This is a genomic window from Ruegeria sp. CDSB086 (assembly GCF_059611065.1).
Map to the genome: position 1 here is coordinate 31,804 of NZ_JBXWOV010000014.1, position 11,785 is coordinate 43,588.

General features: G+C 55.6%; 10 protein-coding genes. 4 read left to right on the top strand and 6 right to left on the bottom strand.

Annotated features, from left to right (window positions below; genetic code table 11):
- Nucleotides 1–70: 70 nt before the first annotated feature.
- The 4 genes from xrtT (at nt 71) to AC2FIO_RS21405 (ending at nt 5,993) form a co-directional block, all read left to right on the top strand.
- A complete protein-coding gene (gene xrtT, locus AC2FIO_RS21390) occupies nt 71–1,525 on the top strand; it encodes an exosortase T (protein ID WP_496699889.1) in 1,455 nt (484 codons plus the stop codon).
- Nucleotides 1,522–3,606, top strand: a complete 2,085-nt coding sequence (locus tag AC2FIO_RS21395; RefSeq protein WP_496699890.1) for a VIT and vWA domain-containing protein — start codon at nt 1,522–1,524, stop codon at nt 3,604–3,606. Before xrtT ends, AC2FIO_RS21395 begins: the two co-directional genes overlap by 4 nt.
- 153 nt (nt 3,607–3,759) lie before the next feature.
- Complete coding sequence (locus tag AC2FIO_RS21400; protein ID WP_108861842.1) at nt 3,760–4,443, top strand: response regulator transcription factor; 684 nt, start codon at nt 3,760–3,762, stop codon at nt 4,441–4,443.
- Nucleotides 4,437–5,993 (top strand): ATP-binding protein, encoded by a 1,557-nt coding sequence (locus AC2FIO_RS21405; RefSeq protein ID WP_282121316.1) that lies wholly within the window; start codon nt 4,437–4,439, stop codon nt 5,991–5,993. Before AC2FIO_RS21400 ends, AC2FIO_RS21405 begins: the two co-directional genes overlap by 7 nt.
- Before the next feature lie 532 nt (nt 5,994–6,525).
- On the opposite strand, the gene otnC is transcribed toward AC2FIO_RS21405, so the two are convergent.
- The 6 genes from otnC to AC2FIO_RS21435 are packed head-to-tail and all read right to left on the bottom strand — an operon-like array spanning nt 6,526 to nt 11,784.
- Nucleotides 6,526–7,167: a 3-oxo-tetronate 4-phosphate decarboxylase gene (gene otnC, locus AC2FIO_RS21410; protein WP_496699891.1), complete on the bottom strand. Its 642-nt coding sequence runs from the start codon at nt 7,165–7,167 to the stop codon at nt 6,526–6,528.
- On the bottom strand, nt 7,164–8,441 hold the full coding sequence (otnK, locus tag AC2FIO_RS21415) for a 3-oxo-tetronate kinase (protein ID WP_496699892.1): 1,278 nt from the start codon (nt 8,439–8,441) through the stop codon (nt 7,164–7,166). The genes otnC and otnK overlap by 4 nt, the downstream gene beginning before the upstream one ends.
- The gene (locus tag AC2FIO_RS21420) at nt 8,438–9,235 is read right to left on the bottom strand and encodes an N-acyl homoserine lactonase family protein (protein WP_496699893.1); all 798 of its coding nucleotides are present in this window, start codon (nt 9,233–9,235) and stop codon (nt 8,438–8,440) included. Before AC2FIO_RS21420 ends, otnK begins: the two co-directional genes overlap by 4 nt.
- Nucleotides 9,232–9,519: a putative quinol monooxygenase gene (locus AC2FIO_RS21425; protein WP_496699894.1), complete on the bottom strand. Its 288-nt coding sequence runs from the start codon at nt 9,517–9,519 to the stop codon at nt 9,232–9,234. Before AC2FIO_RS21425 ends, AC2FIO_RS21420 begins: the two co-directional genes overlap by 4 nt.
- A complete protein-coding gene (locus tag AC2FIO_RS21430; RefSeq protein WP_282121321.1) occupies nt 9,519–11,030 on the bottom strand; it encodes a tripartite tricarboxylate transporter permease in 1,512 nt (503 codons plus the stop codon). The genes AC2FIO_RS21425 and AC2FIO_RS21430 overlap by 1 nt, the downstream gene beginning before the upstream one ends.
- A 4-nt stretch (nt 11,031–11,034) precedes the next feature.
- The gene (locus tag AC2FIO_RS21435) at nt 11,035–11,784 is read right to left on the bottom strand and encodes a hypothetical protein (RefSeq protein ID WP_496699895.1); all 750 of its coding nucleotides are present in this window, start codon (nt 11,782–11,784) and stop codon (nt 11,035–11,037) included.
- Nucleotide 11,785 lies beyond the last annotated feature (1 nt).

The following is an 11,785-nucleotide window of genomic DNA, read 5'->3' on the forward strand; positions in this document are numbered from 1 at the left end:
AAGAGGACCTCATCAAAATCTGCACATCTTGGGCAGGGGAACTGCGCATTCACCCGTCACTTCTGGCGGCATGAAACACTTGACCGCAGATACACTGGCATGGGGCGCCTTCGCGATTGCCTCAGCAATTCTGGCCGCGCAACCTTTGCAATGGCTTGTTCGAAGCTGGCTTAGCCCGGCTTATGGGTCTTTTGGGTATGTCTATGTCCTACTGATTTTGGGCCTGGCCGGGATGAGCTTGCTGAGCGGCCGCCGGAAAGAGGCAGGCTCTGACGTTCCAGCGATTGCCTTGTTGCTCTTGGCGGCTTTGATCCGGTTTCTGGGGCGGATTTTGGCGATCAACATTCTCAGCGCTCTTGCGCTTGCTTTGGATGTTTTTGCGCTGGTCGGGTTGCTGCAGCTGAATCGGCGCCCTTTTGCGCTGTCGCCGTTTTGGATGGCTACGCTGTTCTTGTTTTCCTTACCGACCGAAATGGTCTTGCAACGCACACTTGGGTTCCCGTTGCAGATGGTTTCCGCGGAACTGTCCTGCCACATGCTCAGTGCACTGTTCTCGAATGTTGTCTGCGACGGCGTGCGCATCACCTTGGAACAGAGAGATATTCTGGTGGACTTGCCGTGTTCCGGAGCCTCGGGGCTTTTGCTGTCGCTGGCCTTCGTGGTTACGCAGAACGCAGTTTTGCGCCCGCGATGGCATGTCGGTGGCCTTAGCCTGTTGGCCGTGATCGGATGCGCCACCTTGGGCAATAGCCTGCGCATTTCGCTGCTGGCGATTGGGCTTGCACGTGGTCTGGATGTTATGGCCGAGCCTTGGCACAGCCTTATCGGGCTGGTGACCCTTGGCCTGACAGTTGCGCCTTTTGCCTTGTTCTATCGGCCCCGCAGCAGAAACACGCACAAAAGCCGCGCACATCCCAAGCAGTTCATTCTGCCCAAACCCATCAGGGCACTGGCGGGGTTTGCATGCCTGATCGGCAGCATTGCGATCGTGTCTCTCAAGGCAAACCCAGTGGATGTTTCAGGCAGTGTCGTAACCCCGAATCTGCCCGCACAAATCCAAGGATATCTGGGGCAGAAAGTGCCCCTGACACAGATGGAAGCTTATTACTTCGAAGCCTATGGCGGACACGCGCAAAAGGCTCAATTCGGTCCACTGGGGCTGAATGTGGTCAGCACGCGCGCGCCGCTGCGACATTTGCATGCCCCTGAAATCTGCCTGCGGGGTCTTGGCTACAAGGTTCGGTTTCTGGGCACACGCTATGACGGCGTGCCCAGCGCCTACTACCGTGCCACCGGCCCGGACGGGGACCAATGGCTGGTTGCGGTCAGCTACGTCGCGCAAAACGGGCAAGTCACACCCAGCGTGGGCGAAGCGATCTGGCGCTGGCTGAACGGGTCCGGCGGCACCTGGAGCAGCGTGCAAAGGATCACCCCATGGGCCTTACACACGAGCTTGCGCGCCCAACTCGACGCTGCCGCGATTGCAGCGCTCGACATTCACACCATCAAAGGAACGGACATATGATACGGTATTTTGCTTTTATTTTTCTGCTATTCCCCGCGGCTGCGTACACCCAGCCGAAAGACGACATCGCGGGTCGATTGATCGGCAGCGGAGCGGCTGGTCAATTGGATCTGCCCTTGCTGAAATCGGACCTTTCCGTTGATATTCAGGGCGATATGGCAACCGTTCAGGTGCGGCAGGTGTTCATAAACCCTTCGGACGATCCGATGTCGGCGGAGTATCTGTTCCCCCTCAACCAAATAGCCGCCGTCTACGCGATGCAGATGCAGGTGGGCGACGAAGTGATTGAGGCGCAGATCCAACAAAAGCACGAGGCCGAACAAACCTTTGAGACAGCAAAGCAAGAAGGCAAAGCCGCTGCCCTTTTGACCCAACATCGTCCCAACATGTTCACGCAGAACGTCGCCAATCTGATGCCGGGGCAGCCGATTACCGTGACGCTGAGTTATGTGCAGGCCGTCCCTAAGATAGACGAAGCTTATGAGCTGGTACTCCCTCTGATCGTCGGGCCGCGCTATCAAGGGGCGGTGAATTTTGACCAAACGTCTCAGGGCTTTGAGTTGGCTGATTTCCATACTGAAGAACCGGTCACTTCTACCGTAACCGAAGTCGATGGCTGGACGGTTTCCAAGCTACCGCAATACCCTCTGGTTCCGCGCCTGACGAACCCCGATACAATTGAACCCGCTCGGGTCTCGCTGAACCTCAATCTGCGCGGTGCAGTTCCCGTTTCCAATCTGACAAGCGCCACGCATGATCTGCAAGTCCATGAGTCGGAGGGGGTGATCAGCGCCACTTTTAAGCACGGGCGGGTGATCGACAACCGCGATCTGGTTCTACGCTACGCGCTTGGTGGTGATGAGACGACAGCCGGAGTGCTGGCCCACCATGATGACCGGGGTGGCTTTGTATCGGTGCTGGTTGAGCCGCCAAAAATCCCGCAGTCGGATCAGATAACTGCACGAGAGCTGGTCTTTGTGCTGGACACCTCGGGATCAATGGGCGGCGCGCCTTTGGATGCCAGCAAGCGGTTTATGGAGGCCGCGTTGAAAGGTCTGCGCCCCGAGGATTATTTCCGCGTGATCCGGTTTTCCTCGGGCGCGTCCGAGTTCGCGTCCCAAGCCGTTCCTGCCACACGCGGTAACATCCAGTCCGGTTTACGCTACGTGCGCAGTCTGCGCGCCGGGGGTGGTACAGAAATCGACAACGCAATCCGTCATGCCTTTGCAACGCGGCAACCTGCCGACACATTGCGCATCGTCGTCTTCCTTAGCGATGGGTATATTGGGCAGGAATCCCGCGTGTTGCGCACAATCCGGCAACAGATCGGCGATGCGCGTATCTATGCCTTTGGCGTGGGTACTGCAGTAAATCGCTATCTGTTGGACGCGATGGCCGAAGAAGGGCGCGGTTATGCCCGCTACGTTGATCCGACCCAGCACGCCTCGGATGTCGCCGACACACTGGCCCGGGATCTGAAATCGCCGGTGCTGACGGATGTATCCATTGATTGGGGTGGGTTGAATGTCACCGAAGTGGTGCCACAACATATTCCCGACCTGTTCGATGGCGGCTCAATTCGGGTTTTGGCTCGGTACGAAGGTGGCGGGCCTGCGGACATCACGATCAATGGCCTGGTGCAAGGTAGAAAAGCACAGATGTCACTCTCGACAGTCCTGCCAACAGAATCCGGTCCAGAAAGTGATACGCATCAGGGCACTGCGATCCCACTGACCTGGGCACGTTCCAAAATCGCAGATCTTGACCGCGCCATGGCGGTGCAGGCCGGCGATCCCAGAAAGATTGAAGCGCAAATCACCGATCTTGGGCTGAAATTCAACCTTCAGACGCAGTTCACCTCTTTTGTTGCGGTTTCAAAAATGGTCGTAAACCCCGACGACGCGCCAGCAGATGCCAAGCCGGTGGCCTTGCCGCAGGTGGCGGGCGTTGGCCCAGCAGCATATCCCAAAACAGCGTTCAGCGGGTCTTCGACACCCGAGCCGCAAACGATTTTCGGACTGATAATGCTGATGGCTTTGGGCGCGCTGCGCCTGAGCCGAGGCCGGAGGGTTTCGGCATGAGAGCGTTACCCTACAAACTGCGCACCGATGCCTGGTGGCTGGGGGATGATTTCACCTGGCGCAGACAACAGGTGCAAGCTCCACTTGACCCGGACAATGGCAGTATGATCTCTGATCGTGACTTCGGTAATATTTCGACGGCGGACGCATACAGTGAACAACATCCTGATCGTAGATGATGATGCCCGTATTCGCGATGTCGTACGCTTTGCGCTGGAAGAATCCGGCTTTCGAACAACCGAAGCATCCACTGGTCAGGACGCATTGGAGGTTTTTAGCAATACCCCGGCCGATCTGGTCGTGCTGGATATCGGAATGCCCGAAATGGATGGGTTGGAGGCCTGCCGGGAATTGCGCAAAAGCTCAACCGTGCCGATCCTGTTTCTGACGGCACGAGATGATGAGATTGACCGCATTCTAGGGTTTCAGCTTGGTGGCGATGACTATGTCACCAAACCCTTCAGTCCGCGTGAACTGGTGCTGCGGATCAAGGCCATCCTTGCCCGCTCGGCCGACATTAAATCGCCGGACGACGTGACGGTCTTTCAGGATCTGCAACTGGATCATAGCGCGCATCGCTGCACCCTTGCCGAGGCCGAGGTCCAGCTGACCGGGATCGAATTCGCGGTCCTGTCGATCCTGGCCAAAACACCAAGCCGCGTCTATGCGCGCGCGCACTTGATCGAGCTGGTTTACGGCCACAACACCTATCTGTCTGGTCGCACGGTGGATAGCCATATCCGTAATATCCGTCAGAAGGCGCGCACTTTGGGATATCCAGATTTGATTCAAACCGTGCACGGGGTTGGGGTGAAGCTGGGCGTTTGCCAGTGCTGACCGTAACGCAAAAATGGCGACCGCCGCTTGCGCTGGTGATTTCGCTGGTCTGCATCGCCCTTGTGACCCTTCCGATCATTGGTGTTTTGGGTGCCCGCCTGTCCAGCAACCAGTTCGCACGCGAAACCGAACGCAGTCTTTTGTCTCAGGCCGTTATCTTTGGCGAAATCTATGCCACGGCCTTTTCTGAGATCCAGGCCGCACCCGATGTCGGCCACAGTTTGTCCACTGAGCAGATGGAACGCCTTACTCAGGACTTTCATCCCATCCCAGCCAGTTTGGATCTGTTTCGCGGTCAGGTCTCGCCGCCGCGCCCCGACCCGGTTTCAAGTGATGAACCGCTGGACGCGCCGTATTCGGAGATCTCTCAATCACTGTCACAGCTGGCGAGGTCGGCTAAGAAAACCACTCTGTCGGGGTATGTTTTCATGGATCACTCTGGGCGGATCATCGCCAGCAGTGGATCAGCCAGCGGGTCTTTTCTGCATGTACCCGAAGTGTCGCAAGCGTTGGAGGGTGAAACCGTTTCATTGCTGCGACAGCGCGATGACACGTCCAATCGGCACCTGCTGAACTCGATCAGTCGCGATACCTCATACCGCGTGTTTGTCGCCCACCCGGTGGTGTTGAATGACAGGGTCATCGGGGCCGTTTACCTGTCGCGCACGCCAATGGACCTTCGGAAATTCCTGTTTCAGGAACGGTTCACGCTTGGCTCTGTCGTGGTGTTCATGCTGGTGTCTGCAGCTGTGGTCGGTTGGATGATGTGGCGGCTGATCTCGAAGCCAATTCGCGATCTCAGCTGTCAAAGCCAGGATGTCGCCAGCGGATTGAAACCGATCCCCGATCCCGTGCAGCACTATGGCGTGAAGGAACTGGCGGAACTGGGTAACAACGTCGTTTCGATGGCTGCAACCTTGTCAGAGCGGTCGACTGCGATCGAGACTTACACGAGCCACGTAACCCATGAGTTGAAATCGCCGGTCACGGCAATTTTGGGTGCGGCAGAGCTGTTGTCTGATGGGCCGTCAGCGGTATCCGGTGATCGCAACCAGAAACTGGTTCATAACATTCAGCAAGAAGGTCTGCGTATGAACGCCTTGCTGAGCCGTCTTCGCGAACTGGCACGGGCCAGTATTCGAACTGACCCTACCCCAACGTCACTGGCGGATATGGTCCAGGCGGCGTCAGCCGCGTTTTCAGAAAAGGTTGTCGAGTTGCAGGCGCCGCCAGAAACGTACCTGCCTTTGTCCAAAGATCAGGGCCATATCGTTCTGCATCACCTTCTTCAAAACGCGTTTCAACACGGCGCAACACGTGTCGACATAAGTTTTGACGCGGCTTCAAACAGCCTGATCGTTTCCGACAATGGTTCGGGCATTTGCCCGCGAAACAGTGCACGCATCACAGAACCATTCTTCACAACCAGACGGGACCAAGGCGGCACTGGTTTGGGCCTATCCATTGTTACCGCTGTTTTGAAACAGGCAGGTGTAGCGATTGAAACAATGACCCCAAAGCAAGGCGCCAGTTTTCGGATCAAGTTTTGAACTTTGCTGGAAATAGTTCGCCGAATAACTTTGAGACACTTGAGAGAAATACGTCGTTATTCGTTTCACCTACACTTGGCAAAAGCGGTGCTACTTCATGCATCTCCACATCATTAAGCGACTACGAACCAGTTGGAAGGGTTTTGAGATCAAGACCAACAGCCACATTCAACACAATAGTGAACTTAAGAGCGGTGGGAAGTGAGCCCTACAGAAAGATGCTTGACGGCTCTTCTTATGTCCGCTTCTTCGGAAAGTGGTATTTTATCTAGCGGTGACATATATCGCGAGTCTTGGAATTCCGTCAAATTCTCCTAAACAAACGGTTGGGGTCGTTCGCGAACGTTTAAGGGCGTCGCGAACGATTATGGGTGATCCTACAAAATCTGTAGGGACGCGCATAACGCTGCGCTTCTGCTATTGATTTCAATCATTAAATTCAGATGTTCTTGCCCATAACATTGCGTGGTATTTGCGCATAATTTTGCACGATTTAGCCAAAAGTTTGCACACTCCCCCTATCGGTGTCCAACTACATCCTTCCGAAAGTCTCTTTGAGTTCTGCGACTTGTTCTGCATCCAACATCCGGGTTGGCATACCCCGCAGTGCCACGGACAGCTTGGCTGTTTCTTCCAACTCTTCCGCTGCACAGACCGCTGAAAAGAGATCCTTTCCTGATACGACGGGACCGTGATTGGCCAGCAGAATAGCACTATACTTGCCGCCCAGTTCGCGGATCAAATCACCGGATTTTGGATCACCCGGCTTAACGTATCGAACCAGTTTAACCGTGCCTACGCGCATGACCACGTATGGTGTAAGCGGCGGAATACAGTCATTGGGATCGGTGTCTTCCAGACACGACAGTGCGGTGGCCCAGGTCGAATGCAGATGCACCACTGCACCAGCTTCCGGCCGCGTCTCATAGAAGGCTTGGTGCAGAAAGACCTCCTTGGTCGGCTTGTCTCCGGAAACGTGGTTGCCATCCAAATCAATCTTGGCAATTCGCTCGGGGTCAACATTGCCCAAAGTCGAATTCGTTGGCGTCATGAGAATCCCGTCCGGTAAACGCGCAGAGACATTGCCCGCAGTGCCAACGGAAAAGCCACGCACAAACAGCGAGGCACACAGCTCCGACATCTGCTGCCGCAGCGCCATTTCTTCAGAGCTCATTTGCCCGACTCCATCATTCTCAGCGCTTTCGCGAAAAAATCCGGAGCGCCAAAGTTTCCAGACTTCAAAGCCAGCGCAATGGGTTCAGATTTCCCAACGCTCAGGACTGGCACGCCCGGGTCAATCTCTGGCCCGATTGACATAGCCGGTGACCCCAGTGCCTCAGAGACGGCCTGGGCGACAGCTCCCGACGTCTCTCCACCGGCCACGACAAGGCGCTCATAACCCGTTTGGACAAGTTCCCGTGCAGTTTCTGCAAAGAGATTTTCCAGCCTGTTCGCTACAGCTTCCTGACCAAATTGATTTTGGATCGCTCGCACCTCTTCCGGGCTTCCTGATGAGTAAGCGAGAGGGGCCTCACCTGAATGCGTTTCAAAGAAATCCAGAAGCGTTTGCGTGGTCATCTCCCCGGACATGACACTCGGAACATCGATGGCGAACGTCGGATGGGATTCCGCATGTACATGTATCTGCCCACGGGTCGCACCGGAACACGACCCAGCAAGGATCGCGGCAGGCCCTGCGGCTCCGGTGAACAAACTGCCAGCACTTTTGGATGAAGCCTCTCTTAAGAAGTTTCTGGGTAGCCCCAGCGCTATCCCGGATCCCCCTGTAATGAGCTTGTCATCCTTTAGAGCCTCGCCCCAGGCCAACAAATCTTCATCCGAAATCGCATCGCCAATCACAAATCGTTCGTCGGCCTTCTGCAAAGCATCAGCAATCGCCTTTGAACCTTGCTTCACAGTGTCAATTGGCACCAACCCAACCGCTTCTTCAGTCTGATACTGCAACCATCGCCTGATATTGGCATCCGTCATCGGAGTAAGAGGGTGATTTTCCATCCCAGACTCGTGCAACAGCTTACCAAGCACAAAGAGATGACCGTAATAGATAGTACGCCCCGTTGTCGGAAAGGCCGGACAGAAAATCACTTTTTCCGCGCCCAGTTCGTTGGCCAGCGCTTCCGCAACGGGACCGATGTTTCCCGCCGTCGTGGAATCAAAGGTCGAACAATATTTGAAGATGAACTGCTGGCATCCTTGGTCCACGAGCCACCGCAAGGCACGCAGACTGTCTGCAACAGCTTCCTCGACCGGTGCGGTGCGGCTCTTGAGAGAGATCACGCCCGCTTCGATCTCCTCGTCGGCTGGGGTATTCGGAATACCTGGAAACTGCGCGGTTCGTAACCCACCTTCTGGCTCCATGCCCTTCGCCAGGGTGTTTGCAATATCGCTCGCACCGGTAAAGTCATCGGCTATGACACCGATTTTCATAGTTCGATGTCTCTGTTTGGCCCAAGATCCAACCTATGGATATGCGGTGCCGCACCGACGGGAAAAACCTCACGCACAAGTGGATCATGGCCGGGCACGATGAGTCGAGGGTGCGAGGCCAACCTCTCGAGCGTCTTAAACCCATCCATCATGTCCTGCAGGTCGACGACGATGGGAAAGGCTTTGCGCGCCATGAAATTCTCATAGTAATGCGAGGCATCAGAGGCGAGCACCATCCACCCGGCTTCCGTCCTTACGCGAACGCATTGTAACCCTCGCGAATGCCCACCAATGCAGTGCACCGTGACCCCATCTATAATCTCGGCTTCTCCATCGTAGAACACGACCTTCCCTGAATAGAGACGCTTTACGACCTCGCAAATATGGCCCGCCGTGAAAGGTGCGCGCAGATGGTCGTGGCACATGCAGGGGCCTGTGGCGAAGGCCATCTCCGCCGATTGCATATGCAACTTCGCGTTCGGGAACATATGCAGCCCCCCCGCGTGGTCATAATGAAGATGGGTCACGATGATGTCTGTCACCGCTTCCGGCGTGATGTCCAAGGGGCGCAGAGCCTCGCGTGGGTCCATCGCAATGGGACGACCACGGGCGGCGGCCTCATCGGAGTCGTAGCCGGTATCGACCAGAATGACTTCGTTGCCGCGCGTCAACACCCAAACGAAATAGTCCATCGCGTGAGGTGCGTCGTGATTGTCATCCAAGATGAAGCTGTCGCGTCGAGTGCGGGCATTGCGATCCGCATACTTGACGGCGTGAATCTCCCAATTGTTCATCGGATGACCTCGGTATACTGGTGAACAACTTTGCCTTTTATCATATCAGCCACCGCCGTATCGAAATTCTTGAAATGCGCGCTTTCGAGGTGAGCGCCAAACGCGGCAGCGTCATCGTATACCTCATAGAGGAACACCGTCTCGGGATCGTCGCCGAGGCAAACGTCAAACTGCTGGCATCCGGCTTCGTCACGCAAAGAGGTTGAAGCGTTTGCGACCATCAGCGGTAAAAAAGTGTCTCTCGTACCGGGTTTGAGAGTGAAAGTGACAGTGACTACAAACATCAGACAGAAAGTCCTTTCAGACGTGAGAAAGCGCGCTTTGCAACGGGCAGCTGGCTGAGGATCAGACCAATGTTGAGCACCAGCAGAATGGCCGCACCGGGTCGTGAAAAGAAGACCGAAAGATCCCCGTCCGACAAGAACAGCGACCGGCGGAAGGTTTCGTCAAACAGGCTGCCTAGAATAACCCCGATCACCAAGGGCGCGATTGGGTATTTCATCAGGTTCATGAAATAGGCAACGGCGCCGACGCCAAGCATCAGGTAAAGATCATTGATGCCACCACCAACGCTGAAAGACCCAATTGTTGTCAGAACCATAACGACGGGCAAGAAGATGGTCTGCGGGATGGCGAGTATTTTGATAAAGACCCGAGCAGTGAACAGGCCCATCAAGAACATTGTCAGGGAGGCCAGCACTAAAATTGCAACCACGCGCAGAATGATCTCGGGGTCTATCGTCGGACCTGGGATCACGTTGTTAATCTTGAAAGCCCCCATCAAAGCCGCGGCGGGTGGTGAGCCGGGAATGCCCAAAACCAAAAGCGGGATTAGCGCGCCCCCAATGCAGGCGTTGTTTGCCGTTTCAGAGCACAGCAGACCTTCCAAAGAGCCTTTTCCAAACTTATCGCCCTCGGCAGATACGGTCTTGCCGACACCGTAACTGACCCAACCGGCGACATCTTCGCCCACGCCGGGAAGCGCTCCTACCCCGGTCCCGATCACTCCTGAACGGCCAATGGTCGGCAAGTAACGTCGGATGGAGCGTAGGTTCGGAAGGATGCGACCTTTCAGGGCCAGAGCTTTCCCGGCCTCAACGTGCCTTAAACCGTCGATGATTTGGGGAATGGCGAAGGCCCCCATCAAAACTGGCACGACCTGAAACCCGCTCATCAAGTAAGACCAGCCGAAGGTATAGCGCGGCTCAGACAACAAAGGGTCGAGTCCCACCATGGACATCGCAAGCCCGATCAAACCAGCGATCCATCCCTTAATCACCAGGTCTTCGCTCATCAAAGTGCCAGAAAGCAGAATGCCGAAAAGGGCCAGCAACGCTTTCTCCGGGCTTGCGATGTTCTTTGAAACCAAAAGCAGCGCCCACACGAAAATCAAAAGCGTGATGGTCCCGATAACTGTACCAATGAAACTGGCCGTCGTGGTCAGCCCTAGTGCTTCGCCCCCTCGACCCGCTTTGGCCAGAGGGTATCCATCCATGGCTGTCGCCGCGCTGGCCGCCGTGCCCGGAATGTTCAGCAGGATTGACGGATAAGAGCCACCGTAAATCGCGCCGACATAGGCCCCGAGCAAAGCGATAAGCGAATAGTCCAATGGGATCTTGTTGCCGAAGAAACCCGTCAGGATCGTCACTGCCAACGTTGCGGTCAGGCCGGGCAATGCGCCGAATGTGATGCCCAGGAACACGGATGCGATCAAATACAGATAGGTCAGCGGGTCTACTGCCAGGCCCACGAATGCGGTCCCAAATCCAGCCAGTTGCGAAAGGATAAAGTCCATCCGGTCAATCTTTCCATAGCGGACGAAGCGTCACGTAGTAGTGGTATTCGATTTGCTCGAAGATCAGCCCGCCGCGCGCGGGCACGTTCTGTCGGAAAACAAAGGCCATCGCGCAAACCAGAATGAACGGGGCAAGTATTGCCACCAACGGAACGAATCGCAAAACGCGTTCGGAAACCGCCTTGCTCAACACCACAAGTGTGAGCGAGACCCATAAGGCCAGTGTAAACCAATCATCACTGTGTGCGTTCCAGTCCGCCTGCGCGGGAAACACAGCAAACGCAAATAGCCCGGCAGAGACAACCGCGCTACAGGCCACCAAAGCACGCCGCGCATGACCCCCGTAGTAGCCGTAAGTCAGAGCTGTAATCAGCAACCCAGAACACAGAATGAAGTCCACTCTGGGAACCAGTCCGACGACATATGCAAGAAGGATCAGGCCAATTGTAGAAGCTCGATAGGCTTCCGACTTATCCCATCCGATGCCCAAAGCACTGAGCGCGTTTAGGGCCCCACCTGAGCGGATTGAAATAGCCAGCAAAACGAAGGACAAGCTAAGCAATCCACCGAAGATGAACAGCGGTACAATTGCAGCCGAGTTGTACCAATCCGATCCACTTACACCTGCGCGGTTTTCGCCCCAAAGTGGAATGTCCGATGTCTTCCAAAGAAAAAAGACGGACACTGTTATAAGAACAATTGCTGCCCAAAAGTCGCGCGACCGCATGACCAGTGTTTCGTCAGGTTTGTCCATT

Excerpts from the sequence above, each read along its gene's own strand:
- AC2FIO_RS21430 (WP_282121321.1), bottom strand. The coding sequence starts at position 11,030 with ATGGACTTTATCCTTTCGCAACTGGCTGGATTTGGGACCGCATTCGTG.
- xrtT (WP_496699889.1), top strand. The coding sequence starts at position 71 with ATGAAACACTTGACCGCAGATACACTGGCATGGGGCGCCTTCGCGATT.
- AC2FIO_RS21395 (WP_496699890.1), top strand. The coding sequence starts at position 1,522 with ATGATACGGTATTTTGCTTTTATTTTTCTGCTATTCCCCGCGGCTGCG.
- AC2FIO_RS21420 (WP_496699893.1), bottom strand. The coding sequence starts at position 9,235 with ATGAACAATTGGGAGATTCACGCCGTCAAGTATGCGGATCGCAATGCC.
- AC2FIO_RS21435 (WP_496699895.1), bottom strand. The coding sequence starts at position 11,784 with ATGGACAAACCTGACGAAACACTGGTCATGCGGTCGCGCGACTTTTGG.
- AC2FIO_RS21425 (WP_496699894.1), bottom strand. The coding sequence starts at position 9,519 with ATGTTTGTAGTCACTGTCACTTTCACTCTCAAACCCGGTACGAGAGAC.
- otnC (WP_496699891.1), bottom strand. The coding sequence starts at position 7,167 with ATGAGCTCTGAAGAAATGGCGCTGCGGCAGCAGATGTCGGAGCTGTGT.
- otnK (WP_496699892.1), bottom strand. The coding sequence starts at position 8,441 with ATGAAAATCGGTGTCATAGCCGATGACTTTACCGGTGCGAGCGATATT.